A 16,324-nucleotide genomic window follows, 5' to 3' on the forward strand; every position below is an offset into this window, starting at 1 on the left:
CTTTTTTTGAGACAAAAAAATTGACATGTATGACAGGCTGTCATATACTTTCAAAATATAAGTGACAACCTGTCACAAATAAAAGGGAGGTGTCCATATGCCCAAAAAAACATTTTTTAATTTATCAAAGGAAAAACAAAAACGATTACTAGATGCAGCGTATAAAGAATTTTCAAACGTCCCAATAGAAGATACTTCTATTAATGTGATTATACAAGATGCTGATATTTCAAGAGGAAGTTTTTATCAGTACTTTGAGGACAAAGATGATCTCTATTCGTATTGTCTAGATTTACTACGTGAGAATCAATTTGTTCAAGTTGAGAATTGTTTTAAAAATGTAGATGGTAAATTATTTATTGGTTTGTTTGATGTTTTTGACTATTTTTATCAGCACTTTTTTAAGGAAGAACATCAAAAGTTTTATCATCAGCTTTTTTGTAATTTAACGTATCAAAGAAGTAAGGATTTTTATAAGCAAGAGGAAAATAAACATCCATTTAGCTTGTTTGAAAGGATTGCAGAAGGTATTGATTATAGTGATTTAGTATTGGAATCAAAATCAGAAATAGTAGAACTATTAAAGTTCTTTTTTGAAATTATGCATGGGACAATCTCTCAAGTTTTCTCACAAAATTTGTCTGAAAAAAAAGCGTATGATTTAATGAGGAAGAAATTAATGTGGTTATCAAATGGAATTTCAAAAGAAAAAACAATGAATATGGAGGAAACACTACGATGATCCAACTTGGAAAAAGAATATCTTGGAAAGCTTTTTTAGGTTCTGTGCTTTTCATTATCATTCAAGTTTTTGCTGAATTAAATTTACCGAATATGACCTCCAATATTATTAACGAGGGAATTGCAAAAGGAAATATAGAATATATATGGCGAACTGGATTTATAATGCTGCTACTTACTCTAGTCACGATTACGGCTGCGATTATAAGCGTATATATTTCCGCCAGAGAAGCACAAAGAATCGGTCGAGAAGTAAGAGGGGATGTTTATCGGAAAATAATTAATCTTTCTAAAGATAAAATAGATACTGTGGGGACGGCATCATTAATTACTCGTACAACCAATGATGTAGAACAAATTCAAATGGTTGTAATGATGTTTTTACGTTTAATGATGTTTGCACCTATTATGGGGATTGGAGCAGCAGTTCTTTCATACTCTAAAAGTCCCTCACTATCACGCGTATTCCTTATCTCAATCCCGGTTTTAATAACATTACTTTCAGTTGTTATGTTTTCAGCAATACCGTTATTTAAAAAGATTCAAAAGAAAACAGATAAATTGAATTTAATCTTCCGGGAAGGTTTAACGGGTGTACGTGTTATACGTGCATTCAATAAAAGCACGTATGAGGAAGAACGTTTTTCTGAAGCCAATGAAAGTTTCAAAAAGAATAATATTAAAGCATTTTCTATTGTTAGCTTATTAAGTCCACTAATGACACTAGTTTTAAGTGGTACAAATATCGCTATTATTTGGATGGGTGGACAATTTATTTCAGTGGGGAATTTGTCAGTAGGAGATTTAGTTGCTTTTATAAACTATTCATTTATGCTTTTATTTAGTTTCTTAATGACTACGATGATTCTTACGATGATTCCTCGTGCTCAAGTTTCAGCTAATCGAATCAATGACGTATTAGCGATGGAAAGTACCATTCAAGATGGAAAAATTTCTTTTAGCGACACTCAATCCAAAAAATTACGAAGTGAACTAGAATTCAAAAAAGTATCCTATCGATTCTTGGGTGCTGAATTGGACACAGTGAAAGATATTAATTTTGATGTCCGAGCAGGACAAACTCTCGCTATTATTGGTGGAACAGGTTCTGGGAAGACAACAATTGCCAATCTAATCATGAGGTTCTATGATCCTACGGAAGGTGCAGTCCTGTTAAATGATGTTAACCTGACTGATTTAGAACAATACTCAATAAGAGAAAGTATAGGATATGTCCCTCAAAAAGCAAATCTATTTTCAGGAACGATTCGTGAAAATATACAATTCGGTAAAAAGAATGCAACAGATAAAGAAATTTGGAAAGCCCTAGATACCGCACAAGCGAAAGATTTTGTCTCGAAAATGGAGGATGGTTTAGATTCTCGAGTAGAGCAAGGTGGATCCAACTTTTCTGGAGGCCAAAAACAGAGATTGTGTATCGCGCGTGCCATTATTAAAAATCCGGAAATTTATCTCTTCGATGATAGTTTTTCAGCACTTGATTACAAAACTGATGCCGCTTTACGCAAGCAGTTGAAATCTGAAACAGACGATGCAATCGTTGTAATTATTGCACAGAGAGTTAGTACCATTATGGATGCAGATGTCATTGTTGTGTTAGATAATGGAAATGTTGTCGGTAAAGGTACTCATGAAGAATTGAAAAATTCTAATGTAACTTATCAAGAAATTCTTGAATCACAATTTAAGGAAGGTGAAGGGGAATGAGAAATGCAGCACCGAAAGTAGTCGTTAAACCCAAAAACTTTTGGGGAACCCTAAGCCGTCTATTGAAATATATGTCAGGAAAGCGCTGGGTTTTATTGCTAACAGTAGCTCTATCAGCTGTTGCAACGATTTTACAAGTACTAACTCCACGTATCTTAGGAACTGCTACGACCACGATTTATGAAGGTGTAAAACAAGGGATGCAGATTGGTGCAGATGGAGTAAATCGTTTCCCAGTTGATTTTGATCGGATTGGTCAAATTTTATTGTTAGTGATTACACTTTATGTAATTAATGCTGTTTTGAGCTATTCTTCTCAATTTATTGTAGTACGAGTCGTTCAACAGACGGTCTATCAGATGAGACAGGACTTCAAAAATAAAATGTCCCGTGTACCTATTTCTTATTATGATACCCATAGTAATGGTGATATTATGAGTCGTGCAATTAATGATGTTGATAATATTGCTCGTTCTCTGATCCAGTCTGTTAGTCAATTTATCATGAGTTTTGTACAGTTTTTTGGAATCCTGGTTATGATGTTAATAATTAGTTGGAAACTTAGTTTAGTCGCATTAATTACGATTCCTTTGAGTGCCCTGATTGTTTCACAAATCGCACCACGGTCTCAAGCGTATTTTAAAGAGCAACAAAAAACATTGGGATTATTAAATAACCAAATAGAAGAAAATTACTCTGGTCATGCAGAAATTCTTAGTTTCAACCAAGAAGAGCGTGCGATTGAAGAGTTTAGTACTCAAAATGAAGAACTTTATCGAGTTTCTTGGAAAGCTCAAGTAGTTTCAGGAATATTAATGCCATTGATGAATATGGTGAAGAATTTAGGTTATGTATTTGTTGCTGTTATCGGTGGAATTGAAGTAGCTTCAGGCAGATTACCTATAGGGGATGTACAAGCATTTCTTACTTATAACAATCAGTTTTCAGAACCAATGAAGCAATTGTCTAATATCTTAAATACGATACAAGCAATCATCGCTTCAGCAGAGCGTATTTTTGAAATGTTAGATGAAGACGAAATGATACAAGAATCTTCAGAAATAGAGCCAATTGAAACAACTGATAAAGTTACATTTGAGCATGTACGTTTTGGATACAATGATCAAGATGACTTGATGACTGATTTCAACCTCTCCGTCAAACCAGGTCAAATGATTGCAATTGTTGGACCTACAGGAGCAGGGAAATCTACACTCATTAATCTTTTGGAACGTTTTTATGATGTTAGAGGTGGAAGTATCAAGCTTAATGGTGTAGATACTAGAGACATCAACAGACATGAATTACGAGAACATTTTGCGATGGTGTTACAAGATACTTGGCTCTTTAATGGAACCATCTATGATAATATAAAATATGGTGCCCCATTGGATGCAACCAAAGAGGATATTTGTCAAGCCTCTAAGATTGCTTATGCAGATGAATTTATTCGTACTTTGCCAGAAGGGTATGACACGGTACTGAATGAGGATGCTAGCAATATTTCTCAAGGTCAGCGTCAACTATTGACGATTGCAAGAGCATTTGCTAGTAAACCAGAAATTTTAATTTTAGATGAAGCAACTTCTAGTGTAGACACACGGACCGAAATTTTAATTCAAAAAGCAATGGAGAAATTGCTTTCTGGAAGAACCAGTTTCGTTGTTGCTCACCGTTTATCCACCATCCGTGATGCAGATAATATTGTAGTAATGGATAATGGTGATATCGTAGAAACAGGTACCCACGATGAACTCCTAGCCAAAAAAGGTTTCTATGCAGACTTATATAACAGTCAGTTTGCAGATGTGGAAGCTTCTTAAAATGAAAGAATGGAAGAAAGATTTAAAGAGGGCAACCTGTTTAGATTCTTTCTTTTTTTATGGTTTATGTTATACTTGTTATATAACAAGTATAAAGAGGTGAGGAAATGTTTCTAGAAATTGATCTATCAAGTGAAACACCTATATATATTCAATTAATGTATCAATTAAAAAAAGGAATCATAAATGAGGAGTTGCTACCCGAAGAGAATTTTACCGAGTGTCCGTGTTTTAGCAGGTGATTTAGGAGTCAACATGCATACGGTTAATAAAGCTTACAATCTCTTAACAGAAGAAGGGATTTTAACAAAAAATCAAAGAGGGTATTCTCTTCAACCTATGGGCTTAAGAATTCAAACGGAGGAATCAAAAAAACAAATGAAAGAACGCTTGAAAGAATTAATGATTGATGCCTTTGTTTATGGTCTTTCTGAAGAAGACATGAAAAACTGGCAAATAGAAATGATGGATGAATTAAAAAAGGAGGAAGAATAAATGTGGACCTTTGTACTTTTGATGTTTTTTGTCTTTTTGACGATTGGAATAACGACTGGAATTATACCTTTATTTAGTAGACATGCTACTCCTTTTAGTGTGTCCCTTCCAGTAGACTACCTTCAAAAACAATTTGTAGAAATCAGGAAAAAACGATATGCCGTTTGGAATATTCTAATGAGCATTTTGTTAGGAGTGCCTCTTTTTATTGCTCCTTATATTGATACCGAACTAAATCAAGAACTTTTCACTAGTATTTATACAGTAACTGGAACGATTTTTTTAATAGTTTTTTCTTTTGTACTATACTTAAAATATCGGCATGATCTTCTAGAGTGGAAAAAAATGATACCAAGAGAAGCTTTTGAAGAGTCAAAGAAAATAGTTGTAGACAGTCAATATCACCAAAAATTAGATACACGTGGAAATTTTTCTATTTTCATTTGGCAATTATCTATTATTGTTCTCACGGTTATTTTGACCTATGCATTCTACGAGCAAATTCCTCAAGAGATTCCTATTCATTGGAATACTTCTATGCAAGTAGATCGATGGATTGAAAAAAGTCCGTGGAGTGTGTTAATGTTACCAACTATGCAAGTATTATTAATTCCCGTTTTTAATTTCAGTCATTATGCTTTTATTCAATCAAAACAAAAACTATCTCCTTTAAAACCAGTTGTATCTGCGAAAAAAAGTAGGCTATTTAGAAAAGCTTGGTCTAATTTTTTATGGATGACTGCTATTTTGACTCAAATATTTTTCTCTTTCCTAAATATATTTTCTTTGTTTATGAAGGAAAGTCCCTTTTAGCCAATGATGGTTGTAATTATTCTTTACTTAGTAATCATCTTAGGAACAACAATTTATTTGACCTTTAAGTACGGGCAAGCTGGAGAAAAATTAAAATTAGCAGATGACGATGAAGGACAGGAACGTTACTACGAAGATGTTGAAGAAGATAAAAAATGGATAGGTGGACTCTTTTATTATGATCCTGAAGACTCTTCTATCTTTGTAGAAAAACGTTTTGGGATTGGCTCAACTCTTAATATGGCTCGTTGGCAATCTTGGATGATGATTGCGGGTCTTTTTTGGTTTTATTATTTTAACAATTCTCCTTTCTCTTATAATGGAATAGAAAAAATACAAAAACGTGTATGGAATGATAAATTCCGTACACGTTTTTGTTTTATGATTTTGTATTCTTTTGTTGTTGAGTTTTTATTGCCAAGTCTATCATGCGGTCTGCCAATGAAATATTACGAACAAGTAAAGGCCCATGTAAATAAGAACAGAAAACATTTTTATACCGAGCACCTTCTGTGTCGTCTTCGTTGTTGTTTCCATTTCCTACTCGTACAATACCAAGAGGTTCAACGTTTTCACCTAAAAAAGTGCGACCATTATGATTTTCAAAACCAGTGTATATTTCACCTGTTTCTTTATCATCAATCGTGATATCACCAGTAAATCGCTTATTTTCTTGGTTTAATGTGTAATGATCGAGTGCACCAATTCCTTCAATCCGATTCCCCGCTGCATCCATATAGTAATGTCCTAACAATTGAAAACCACCACAGATAGCAAGGAAAACACCATTATTTTCAATATACTGCTTTAATGAATCTGCTTTATCTTGGATATCTTTTGAAACAATGAATTGTTCATAATCCTGTCCACCACCAAAAAAAACGAGATCATAGGCATTTGGATCAAAAGGTTCATGGAGACTAACAATTTCTGTTTCGACTTCAATACCTTTTTGGCGGGCACAATATTGAAGCATTAAGAGGTTGCCATTATCCCCATATGTATTTAAGAGGTTGCCATATAAGTGACATATTTTTAGCTTCAATTATTTCATCCTTTCAGCAAGATAGCCTTTTTCAGCTAGCAATTTGCGTATATTTAATACAGCTGTATAAGTAGCCATGATATAAATTTTATCAGTAGGCGCATCTTGAAGAGAATCTATTAAAATAGATAAGGAGTCAGTTGTTTTTAACTTGTCTTCCTCAATACCGGCTACTTTTAAACGTAAATATAATTCATCTTTTCTTATTCCACCAACAAACACGGAAGGAATTTCAAATTCAGTAAGGCGTTCAAATTCACCATCCCAAATCCAACTAACATCCGTTCCATCTGCGGGGCGGTCATTTAAGATAACAGCAAGGGAAAAAGGATCCTTTTCGTAATCCAATAGGGAAATAATTTGATTGAGTCCCACTGGGTTTTTGATAAGATTCAGAATAATCTTCTTTTCACCAATTTGAATAGTTTCTTGGCGACCAAATTTTTGTTGAGCAGCCGAAAAGCCAGCTTGAATATCATCAGTTGTTAAACCAAATTCACGCGCAACAGAGTAGGCTGCTAATGCATTATAAACATTATATAAGCCGGCTACATTAATTTTAAAGGGGTGTCCATCTATTTCGAAAGAAGAAGATTGATAGTCCAAATGATCAACAGATGTTACGGCATATTTTAATTCCGGACGATGGAAGTCACAATTTGGACAATAATATTTTCCTAAGTTTGCATAGGTATTAAATTTATAATGAAGAATATGTTGACAAGTAGGACAAAGAACTCCATCCGTATTATAATGAGCCATTGTTTCCCCATCTTCTTGATGGTTAAATCCAAAATAAAGTTGTGGATTTACCATTTCTTTTGAATGGAAAATCGGACTATCTCCATTTGCTAATACAATAGCATCTGGAGCTAAAGCAGCTCCCTCTAACATTTTTTGGTAAATGGTATAAATTTCTCCAAAACGATCCATTTGATCGCGGAATACATTTGTATTAACAATAATTTTTGGCTTAATGTATTTTGTCACATAAATGAGACTCGCTTCATCAACTTCTAAAACTGCTAATTTTTTATTTCCATGTTTCTTTCCACTATTTTCTAAAAAAGCAGAAATAATTCCTTGTACCATGTTTGCTCCAGTTGGATTCGTTAAGATATTTTGAAAACGTTGACTTAAAACATGATAGGTAAGGGAAGTAGTTAACGTTTTTCCATTTGTACCCGTTATAATCACTACTTCATAATTTTTAGAAAGTTGAGACAATACAGCAGGATCAATTTTAGCTGCCAACTTTCCAGGTAAACTGGTTCCACCTTTTGTAAAGGTCCGTAATGCCCATTGCGATCCTTTTCCTACTATAAGGGCGACTGTTCCGCGAATGCTCAAATAAATCTCTCCTTCTTTAAAATCTCATGGATATCATAGCACAAAAGATGATAATTCTGAATATAATAGATAAGGAAAGCAACATATTTTTCCAAATCTTTAATGGTTCATAACGAATAAAATGAGTTGATCTTGTTTATCAATAGTAATTTATATTAAAAATAGAGTCTCGTTTATTGACTTTATACCCTTTTATTACTATTATATTACAGATAACTACTTTGAAGATAACGGTGGAGGAAGCGATGGCTCAATTATTTTTTAAATATGGTGCGATGAACAGTGGGAAAACAATTGAGATATTAAAGGTAGCCCACAATTATGAAGAACAAAATAAACCGGTACTAATTTTTACTAGCGCCGTGGATAATCGAGATGAAGTTGGATATGTTACTAGTCGAATTGGACTTAGACGAGAAGCCATTCCAGTTTTTGATGATACAGATTTATGGCAAGCAGTTAAAAATGCAAAAGAGAAACCGTATTGCATTCTATTGGATGAAGCACAATTTCTCAACAAATCTCATGTCCTTCAATTAGCGAAGGTAGTCGATGATTTGAGCATTCCTGTAATGGCGTTTGGATTGAAGAATGATTTTACAAATGAATTGTTTGAAGGATCAAAATACTTGCTCCTTTATGCAGATAAAATAGAAGAATTAAAAACGATTTGTTGGTATTGTCACAAAAAAGCTACGATGAATATGCGGATTCTAAATGGCAAACCAGTTTATGAAGGAGAACAGATTCAAATAGGCGGAAATGAAGCCTATATTCCTGTTTGCAGAAAGCACTATTTTTCTCCAGTTCTGCAAGATCCGATTCATAAATAATTATTCCGCGAAATTGAACTTAGAAGGGTTTTGAAAAAATGTTTGATCAACTAGATGCTTTCATTATCCGCTACGAAGAGCTTACAGAATTGTTAAGTGATCCAGAGGTTATTGAAGATACAAATCGCCTAATGGAACTTACTAAAGAAGAGTCAGAACTTCGAGGTAAAGTAGCGGTTTTTAGAAAATATAAAAATATAGAAAAAGAAATGGAAGAGACACTTGAATTGCTTTCTGAAAACTTAGACGATGAAATGGCTTCTTTAGCAAAAGAAGAGCTTACTTCGTTGAAGAACGAAAAAGAGCAAATGCAAGAAACTATCAAAGTCATGCTTCTTCCCGAAGATCCAAATGATGGTAAGAATATTATTATGGAAATCCGTGGAGCTGCTGGTGGAGACGAAGCAGCCTTATTTGCTGGAGATCTATTTGAAATGTATACCAAGTATGCAGAAAATCAAGGTTGGAAAGTAGAAGTAATGGATGCTCACATCACTGGGATCGGTGGCTATAAAGAAATTACTTTGATGATTACGGGTCAGAGTGTTTTCTCTAAATTAAAATATGAGAGTGGAGCTCATCGAGTACAACGTGTTCCAGAAACGGAATCACAGGGGCGAGTTCATACATCTACATCCACTGTGGTTGTTTTACCAGAGATGGAAGAAGTTGAAATTGATATCGATGAGAAAGATATCCGGGTAGATATTTACCATGCAAGTGGAGCGGGAGGACAGCACGTTAACAAAACAGCTTCAGCCGTTCGTTTAACTCACCTTCCAACCGGAATAGCAATAGCGATGCAGGACGAACGTTCTCAAATTAAAAACCGTGAGAAAGCAATGAAAATACTACGTGCACGAGTCTATGATAAAATTTCATCTGATGCACAATCCGAATATGATGCAGATCGTAAGTCCGCAGTCGGAACGGGAGATCGATCGGAACGAATTCGAACTTATAATTTCCCGCAAAATAGAGTAACTGATCATCGCATTGGCTTGACGATTCAAAAACTTGATCAAATTTTAAGTGGTAAATTAAATGAAATCATTGATTCACTAATTATTGCAGACCAAACAAAGAAGTTGGAGAAAATAAATAATGGGACTAACTAGTACAAAAACCTATCAGAATGTGATTCAACAAGGGGTTCTGTATCTGGAAAAGCATCAAAAACAATCTTTTTTAGCAGAGAGACTAATTATGGATCGAATGGATTGGAATCGTACTGACTTACTTCTTCATTTAAAAAAGAAAATGTCAGAACCTGCTTATTTACAATATTTGAAAGATTTAAATGAATTAATAGAAGGTAAACCTTTGCAATATATTGTTGGGAAAGAGTGGTTCTATGATCTTCCCTTAAAAGTTACTTCAGATACATTGATCCCTCGTCCGGAAACGGAAGAATTAGTTCATGAAGCATTGAAACAATTAAAAGGAAAAGAAAATTTGAATGTGTTAGATATCGGTACCGGTTCAGGAGCAATTGCGATTGCCATGAAAGCTAATCGTCCGAACGACGAAGTGACAGCAACAGATATTTCTGAGAAAGCATTACAGGTTGCAGAAGAAAATGCGCTCACTCATCATGTCGACATCCGTTTTTTACAAGGAGACTTACTGGAACCTGTTTCCTTAGAAATGTTTGATTGTATTTTAAGTAATCCCCCTTATATTAGTCATGACGAAGAGTATTTGATGGATGAATCCGTACTAAAATACGAACCTCATTCAGCTTTATTTGCAGACCATGAAGGATTAAGTATCTATGAAAAGTTAGCTTATGAACTTCCTTTCTATCTGAAAACAGATGGGTGCTTGTTTATGGAGATTGGTTTTCAACAAGGGGAACGGTTATCTACATTATACAAACGTGCTTTTCCTGACAAAGAAGTATCAATCTTACAAGATAGTAACGGGCAGGATCGAATCTTAATGGTTCTATAGAAATACTCACAAAGAAGTTTGGAGCAACTGCTTCAGACTTTTCTTATGCACAAATGTAAAGGAGTGAATGTGAAATGGAGACAAAAATATACACATCTCTTACGATTGAAGAAGCTGGTCAAAAGTTACGGGAGGGACAACTGGTTTCTTTTCCTACTGAAACCGTTTATGGATTAGGAGCACTTGCATCCAATAATGCAGCAGTAAAAGATGTTTATCGAGTAAAAGGAAGACCGAGCGATAATCCTTTAATTGTACATGTTGCTTCAAAGAACATTAAAGAATATGTGGAAGTTGTTTCTGAAGAAGCTTCTCGATTAATGGATGCATTTTAGCCAGGACCACTCACACTTATCTTAAAAGGAAAAGAAGGAGTATTTGCTCCTACGTTAACAACTAAGCAGGGTACCGTTGCATTAAGGATGCCTAATCAGCCTCTTACCCTGCAGTTGATAGAAGCAGCTGGATTCCCCCTTGTAGGTCCTAGCGCGAACATTTCAGGCAAGCCAAGTCCGACAACCACTCAACACGTTTTGCATGATTTAAATGGGAAGATTGCTGGTGTGTTAGAAGGTGGAGCTACAGATATTGGAGTTGAATCAACGGTTCTCGATTTGACTAATGAAAAAGGGCCTGTTATTTTGCGTCCTGGAGCCATAACAGCAGAAGAAATTGAAGGTGTTCTCCGCAGGAAAGTTCGTTCGGGAGGAGATCCCAATAATAATGAAGCCCCTATTGCTCCTGGTATGAAGTATACTCACTACTCTCCTAAACAACCTGTATATATTATGAATGGAGAAAAACAAGATTGGCTTCATTTTATTGAAAAACTCCGATTAAAAAATCAAAGTTTTGGAATTCTTGCGTCAGATGAAATGATTGAAATGCTTCAAGAGATAGCTATCAAACAAAAGGAATGGATTTTTTCTTTAGGGAAAAAAGAAACTCCACAACAGGCGTCTCAACGCTTTTATTCGGGATTACGCTATTTTGACGATAAAGATATCGATTATATTTTAGTAGAAGCCTATCCTAAAAAAGGGATAGGGGAAGCGTTCATGAATCGATTGGAAAAAGCTTCTTCAGGAAGTTATCCAACGGGATTAACTACTCCCCTGTAAACTAAAACGAATATATGCTATACTAAAAACGAATTTTAATCAAATTTTCATAAAAGGTGTTTAAGACAGGGGATGGGTATGAATGGATACAGAAATTTTTAAATTAATTATCAAAGAAAAAGAAAGACAAGAACAAGGAATCGAGTTAATAGCTTCTGAAAACTTTGTTTCTACAGAAGTATTAGAAGCACAAGGTAGTATTTTGACAAATAAATACGCAGAAGGTTATCCAGGTCGCCGCTACTATGGTGGATGTGAATTTGTTGACATCATAGAAAACTTAGCGATTTCTCGTTTGAAAGAATTATTTGGTGCAGAATATGCTAACGTTCAACCCCATTCAGGAAGTCAAGCGAACATGGCCGCGTACCGAGCGCTAGTTGACCAAGATAGTAAAATATTAGGAATGGATTTGAATCATGGTGGACATCTAACTCACGGTTCAAAAGTAAATTTTAGCGGACAAAGTTATCATTTTGTAAGTTATGGTGTTGATCCAGAAACAGAAATGATTGATTATACGGAAGTAAGAAAAATTGCTTTGGAAGAAAAGCCTGATTTAATTGTTGCCGGTGCAAGTGCCTATGCACGTCAGATTGATTTCAAAAAATTCAGAGAAATTGCTGATGAAGTTGGAGCATTGTTCATGGTAGATATGGCTCATATTGCCGGTTTATGTGCGACTGGTTACCATCAAAATCCAGTTGAGTACGCAGATGTTGTTACATCAACTACTCATAAAACAATGCGTGGTCCTCGTGGTGGAGTTATACTTGCCAAACAAAAATTTGCTAAAAAATTAAATAGCGCTGTTTTCCCTGGTATTCAAGGCGGACCTTTAGAACATGTCATTGCAGCTAAAGCTGTATCATTCCATGAAGCTTTACAACCATCATTCCATGATTATATTGGGCATGTAGTTGAGAATGCTAAAGCAATGGAAGAAGTATTCCATGATTCAAAATTCCGAATAATCGGTGGGGGAACAGATAATCATTTACTTCTGCTAGATGTATCTGGATATGGAGTAAATGGAAAAGAATTAGAGACATTATTAGATGAAGTAGGAATTACTGTAAATAAAAATTCCATACCATTTGACAAATTGCCTCCAAGTAAAACAAGTGGAATTCGTGTGGGAACACCTGCTATTACAACTAGAGGGTTTGGTATAGAAGAATCTAAAAAAGTTGCAGAATTGATCATTCGGACAGCGGAAGCAAAAAATCAATCTGAAAAAATTGAGGAAATTCAAAAAGAGGTTCAAATACTAACGAGTGAGTTTCCTTTGTATATAAACTAAAAATAGAATATCACTAGTAAAATGCAAGTTCTTCCATTACAATGGAAAAAGTAAAAAAAGAAAGCAGGGGTATAACAAATGGGACGAGTAACAGTAATGGACCATCCATTAATCCAGCATAAATTAACGATTATCCGAGAAAAAATACTGGAACGAAAGATTTTCGTGAAGTGGTTAGCGAGATAGCTATGTTAATGGCGTATGAAGTAACTAGAAGTATGCCGTTAGAAGATGTTGAAATTGAAACACCGCTTGTAAAATCAATACAGAAACGATTGAGTGGTAAGAAAGTTGCGATTATCCCTATCTTGCGAGCTGGACTAGGAATGGTAGATGGCTTTTTAGCTATGTTACCTGCTGCAAAAGTAGGACATGTAGGAATGTATCGGGACGAAGAAACATTTGAACCTCATGAATACTTCGTTAAAATGCCTGCTGATATTGCAGAAAGACAGCTGTTTGTTGTAGATCCAATGCTAGCTACAGGAGGCTCAGCTGTAGCTGCTATTGAAGCACTTATTAAAAGAAATGCAAAGCCAGAAAACATTAAATTCATCTGTCTAGTTGCTGCTCCTGAAGGAGTTAAGGTACTTAATGATGCCTATCCAGAAGTAGAAGTTATAGTGGCAGCGATGGATGAAAGATTAAATGAACAAGGATATATTTTACCTGGTTTAGGAGATGCGGGCGACCGTTTGTTTGGAACTAAATAAGGTAATCAAATAGGAATGGTTCAAGCGTGAATATACTCGTCACGCTTGAACCATTTTTGCGTAATTTTGTGGTCTTTATTTTGTTACACAATATATAAGTGCAATATATTGACTTTTTTCTCAAAAAAAACTTTAGGAATTTTATGCTTTTTTTTGATTATTTAAAGGATAGGTGGTATGATTGCAATGCAAATGGGTCATGAAAACTTTTATCAGTCTTTCTTTTTAGAGATAGGTATTCAAAAGCAGAACCTTCTGTTTATAAGAATATTTGACTAAAGGTTTGAGGTGAAGTGGAATGGTCCATTCTATTTGTATGGAAAAGAGGTGACACGTTTGGAACATGAAACGAAAGTTCTAGAGTTCATGGGGATTGGTTTTAGCGCAAATATTCTCATCAGTGTGGCAGCGACCGTACTGTTGGTTTTTTTATTTTGTTTTTGGGCAACCCGGAATTTGTCGATTCGACCAGGGAAAGCACAGTCAGTGATGGAGTATCTAATGGATTTTGTGAAAAACATCATTCAGAATTCAATGGATTGGAAAAAAGGAGAACAATTTCATCTTCTCGGTTTTACACTTTTTCTTTTCATTTGGGTATCTAACGTTTTGGGACTTGCATTAATTTTGAATATTGATGGTTTCTCTTATTGGAAAAGCCCGACTGCCAGCCCAGTTGTTGCCTTAGCTTTAGCATTAATGGTTATTTTACTAACACATTACTTTGGTGTTAAGGAACAAGGATTTAAAGACTATTTTTTGAATAGCTATATTCGACCGGTATGGCCATTGATGCCTATCAAAATTTTAGAAGAATTTACAAATACTTTAACATTGGCACTCCGTCTTTACGGGAATATTTACGCTGGAGAAATACTACTGGGGTTAATTGCCTCATTAGCTAACTCAAGAGGAGCACTTACTTGGGTTGTTGGACTTCCTTTACAGATAGTATGGCAAGGCTTCTCCATATTCATTGGATCGATTCAAGCCTTCGTATTTACGACCCTGACAATGGTGTACTTGGCTCATAAAATCGAAGCGGAATAAAAATGTACATTAGACAACAAAAAAATTATTAGAAATAAAGGGGAAATTAATATGAATTTTATAGCAGCAGCAATTGCGGTAGCAGGAGCGGCCATCGGAGCATCTTTAGGAAACGGTAGAGTAATTTCTACAACCATCGAAGCGATTGCTCGACAGCCGGAATTACAAAGCCGACTTCAAACACTTATGTTTATTGGGGTTGGATTGATTGAAGCCGTTCCAATTATGGCGGTAGTTATTGCATTCTTGCTTATTTTCCAGTAAAAATTGGGAAATATCGGATGACAGGGAGGAAATACGATGACAGGGACTTATACGCTAGGAGCCATCACAGCATTAGGAGATACAATTGTAACTGTAGTAGGGTTTTTGATACTGGTTTGGCTGGTAAAACGATTTGCATGGGAATCAATCATTAATACAATTAATGAACGTGAAAGAACCATCAATGCTGACATTGATAAGGCTGAAGATGCAAGAAAAACAGCCGAAAAACAGCGGAAAGAAACACAAGAACAGTTACGAAATGCAAGAAGTGATGCAAATGAAATATTAAATCGAGCACAAAAAGAAGCAAGTGATTTACAAAAAGCAATTATTTCTGAAGCAAAAGAAGATGTTGTCCGTTTGAAGCAGCAAACACAAAGAGAAATTGAATTGGAAAGGAAACAAGCATTCCAAAATATGCGTTCTGAGATAGGAGCAACATCTATCAATATTGCTCAGAAAATTATTGGTAAAGAAGTTCACGCAAAAGATCATCAACGATTAATCGAGGAATTTATTGAAGGACTGGAGAAATAATATGGTGAAAGACAATAAAGAAAATTACGATGTAACAGCCTTTGTTCGCTCCCATTACAATACTCTAGCTAACTCACAAATTGCAGATAAAATTTACAATGAGATGAATCTTCTTTTTGATGGATTACAGGAGGCAAATGATGATCAAGAAGCACAAAAGCATCTTGAAAAATTGGTTCCTTACCTATCAGCTGAAGGAGTAAATTTCCTTTCTGGTTTAGAAGAAAATGTTGAAAAAGATGGAAAGATATCCATTGAAGACATGGTTTCAGCAATTGAAGAGTTTAGAAAACTTCATGAAAAAGATAGAGAACCAGTAGATGTTACATTAACATCTGCAGTACCTTTGAATAGAGAACAAAAAGAACGTGTCATCGCAAGCTTTCGAAAAAAAGTAGGCGGTCACCATCTTTTTATTCATGAAGTGATTGATCAAGATGTAGTGGGCGGCGTTCGCTTGGAAACAGAAAACTATTATTACGACAATACAATTGTAAAAAAACTAAAAGAAATAAAAGAGTTTATTTTAAATGACGAATGAGATTGAAGAGG

The 16,324-nt window shown here is 35.0% G+C and carries 16 protein-coding genes and 3 pseudogenes; 17 read left to right on the top strand and 2 right to left on the bottom strand.

Annotation, left to right across the window (positions count from 1 at the left end; all coding sequences use genetic code 11):
* The first annotated feature begins 97 nt into the window (after positions 1–97).
* The 6 genes and pseudogenes from LZ578_RS05400 to LZ578_RS05425 form a co-directional block, all read left to right on the top strand.
* A complete protein-coding gene (locus tag LZ578_RS05400) occupies positions 98–742 on the top strand; it encodes a TetR/AcrR family transcriptional regulator (protein WP_235146278.1) in 645 nt (214 codons plus the stop codon).
* Positions 739–2,469 carry an ABC transporter ATP-binding protein gene (locus LZ578_RS05405; RefSeq protein WP_235146279.1) on the top strand — a complete coding sequence of 577 codons (1,731 nt, stop codon included), beginning with the start codon at positions 739–741 and terminating at the stop codon, positions 2,467–2,469. Before LZ578_RS05400 ends, LZ578_RS05405 begins: the two co-directional genes overlap by 4 nt.
* A complete protein-coding gene (locus LZ578_RS05410; RefSeq protein ID WP_235146280.1) occupies positions 2,466–4,292 on the top strand; it encodes an ABC transporter ATP-binding protein in 1,827 nt (608 codons plus the stop codon). Before LZ578_RS05405 ends, LZ578_RS05410 begins: the two co-directional genes overlap by 4 nt.
* A gap of 186 nt (positions 4,293–4,478) precedes the next feature.
* Positions 4,479–4,787, top strand: coding sequence for a GntR family transcriptional regulator (locus LZ578_RS05415; RefSeq protein WP_235146281.1), 309 nt, complete (start codon positions 4,479–4,481; stop codon positions 4,785–4,787).
* A complete protein-coding gene (locus tag LZ578_RS05420) occupies positions 4,788–5,600 on the top strand; it encodes a DUF1648 domain-containing protein (RefSeq protein WP_235146282.1) in 813 nt (270 codons plus the stop codon).
* A gap of 6 nt (positions 5,601–5,606) precedes the next feature.
* Positions 5,607–5,849, top strand: a pseudogene (locus LZ578_RS05425) (DUF5808 domain-containing protein); the annotation flags it as partial.
* A 130-nt stretch (positions 5,850–5,979) separates the two neighbouring features.
* Here LZ578_RS05425 and LZ578_RS05430 read toward each other — a convergent pair.
* Together LZ578_RS05430 and LZ578_RS05435 are read right to left on the bottom strand one after the other, a co-directional pair.
* A complete protein-coding gene (locus LZ578_RS05430; protein ID WP_235146283.1) occupies positions 5,980–6,645 on the bottom strand; it encodes a type 1 glutamine amidotransferase in 666 nt (221 codons plus the stop codon).
* Positions 6,646–7,995 carry a Mur ligase family protein gene (locus LZ578_RS05435; RefSeq protein WP_235146284.1) on the bottom strand — a complete coding sequence of 450 codons (1,350 nt, stop codon included), beginning with the start codon at positions 7,993–7,995 and terminating at the stop codon, positions 6,646–6,648. It abuts the gene before it with no gap.
* A gap of 245 nt (positions 7,996–8,240) precedes the next feature.
* On the opposite strand from LZ578_RS05435, the gene LZ578_RS05440 reads away from it, so the two are divergent.
* From LZ578_RS05440 to LZ578_RS05485, 11 genes and pseudogenes are all read left to right on the top strand, one after another.
* Complete coding sequence (locus tag LZ578_RS05440) at positions 8,241–8,828, top strand: thymidine kinase (protein WP_235146285.1); 588 nt, start codon at positions 8,241–8,243, stop codon at positions 8,826–8,828.
* 38 nt (positions 8,829–8,866) lie between these two features.
* Entirely contained in the window at positions 8,867–9,946 is a 1,080-nt protein-coding gene (gene prfA / locus LZ578_RS05445) for a peptide chain release factor 1 (protein WP_235146286.1), read from the top strand.
* Positions 9,933–10,781: a peptide chain release factor N(5)-glutamine methyltransferase gene (prmC, locus tag LZ578_RS05450; protein ID WP_235146287.1), complete on the top strand. Its 849-nt coding sequence runs from the start codon at positions 9,933–9,935 to the stop codon at positions 10,779–10,781. The genes prfA and prmC overlap by 14 nt, the downstream gene beginning before the upstream one ends.
* Before the next feature lie 74 nt (positions 10,782–10,855).
* Positions 10,856–11,422, top strand: a pseudogene (locus tag LZ578_RS12670) (L-threonylcarbamoyladenylate synthase); the annotation flags it as partial.
* On the top strand, positions 11,423–11,902 hold the full coding sequence (locus tag LZ578_RS12675; protein WP_396326727.1) for a Sua5 family C-terminal domain-containing protein: 480 nt from the start codon (positions 11,423–11,425) through the stop codon (positions 11,900–11,902).
* An 82-nt stretch (positions 11,903–11,984) separates the two neighbouring features.
* Positions 11,985–13,205 carry a serine hydroxymethyltransferase gene (gene glyA / locus LZ578_RS05460; protein WP_235146288.1) on the top strand — a complete coding sequence of 407 codons (1,221 nt, stop codon included), beginning with the start codon at positions 11,985–11,987 and terminating at the stop codon, positions 13,203–13,205.
* A 78-nt stretch (positions 13,206–13,283) separates the two neighbouring features.
* Positions 13,284–13,918, top strand: a pseudogene (gene upp, locus LZ578_RS05465) (uracil phosphoribosyltransferase).
* A 336-nt stretch (positions 13,919–14,254) separates the two neighbouring features.
* A complete protein-coding gene (atpB, locus tag LZ578_RS05470) occupies positions 14,255–14,968 on the top strand; it encodes a F0F1 ATP synthase subunit A (RefSeq protein WP_235146289.1) in 714 nt (237 codons plus the stop codon).
* Between the two features lie 51 nt (positions 14,969–15,019).
* Positions 15,020–15,232 (top strand): F0F1 ATP synthase subunit C, encoded by a 213-nt coding sequence (atpE, locus tag LZ578_RS05475; RefSeq protein WP_062469104.1) that lies wholly within the window; start codon positions 15,020–15,022, stop codon positions 15,230–15,232.
* 36 nt (positions 15,233–15,268) lie between these two features.
* Positions 15,269–15,772, top strand: coding sequence for a F0F1 ATP synthase subunit B (gene atpF / locus LZ578_RS05480; RefSeq protein WP_235146290.1), 504 nt, complete (start codon positions 15,269–15,271; stop codon positions 15,770–15,772).
* A 1-nt stretch (position 15,773) separates the two neighbouring features.
* Positions 15,774–16,313 carry a F0F1 ATP synthase subunit delta gene (locus LZ578_RS05485; RefSeq protein ID WP_235146291.1) on the top strand — a complete coding sequence of 180 codons (540 nt, stop codon included), beginning with the start codon at positions 15,774–15,776 and terminating at the stop codon, positions 16,311–16,313.
* Positions 16,314–16,324 lie beyond the last annotated feature (11 nt).

It is taken from the genome of Jeotgalibaca sp. MA1X17-3, assembly GCF_021513155.1.
In the GTDB taxonomy this organism is placed as follows: Bacteria; Bacillota; Bacilli; order Lactobacillales; family Aerococcaceae; genus Jeotgalibaca.

Coding starts and splice junctions, on each gene's coding strand:
- prmC (WP_235146287.1), top strand. CDS start 9,933: ATGGGACTAACTAGTACAAAAACCTATCAGAATGTGATTCAACAAGGG.
- glyA (WP_235146288.1), top strand. CDS start 11,985: ATGGATACAGAAATTTTTAAATTAATTATCAAAGAAAAAGAAAGACAA.
- prfA (WP_235146286.1), top strand. CDS start 8,867: ATGTTTGATCAACTAGATGCTTTCATTATCCGCTACGAAGAGCTTACA.
- atpF (WP_235146290.1), top strand. CDS start 15,269: ATGACAGGGACTTATACGCTAGGAGCCATCACAGCATTAGGAGATACA.
- LZ578_RS05440 (WP_235146285.1), top strand. CDS start 8,241: ATGGCTCAATTATTTTTTAAATATGGTGCGATGAACAGTGGGAAAACA.
- atpE (WP_062469104.1), top strand. CDS start 15,020: ATGAATTTTATAGCAGCAGCAATTGCGGTAGCAGGAGCGGCCATCGGA.
- LZ578_RS05420 (WP_235146282.1), top strand. CDS start 4,788: ATGTGGACCTTTGTACTTTTGATGTTTTTTGTCTTTTTGACGATTGGA.
- LZ578_RS05400 (WP_235146278.1), top strand. CDS start 98: ATGCCCAAAAAAACATTTTTTAATTTATCAAAGGAAAAACAAAAACGA.
- LZ578_RS05415 (WP_235146281.1), top strand. CDS start 4,479: ATGAGGAGTTGCTACCCGAAGAGAATTTTACCGAGTGTCCGTGTTTTA.
- LZ578_RS05410 (WP_235146280.1), top strand. CDS start 2,466: ATGAGAAATGCAGCACCGAAAGTAGTCGTTAAACCCAAAAACTTTTGG.
- LZ578_RS05405 (WP_235146279.1), top strand. CDS start 739: ATGATCCAACTTGGAAAAAGAATATCTTGGAAAGCTTTTTTAGGTTCT.
- LZ578_RS05485 (WP_235146291.1), top strand. CDS start 15,774: ATGGTGAAAGACAATAAAGAAAATTACGATGTAACAGCCTTTGTTCGC.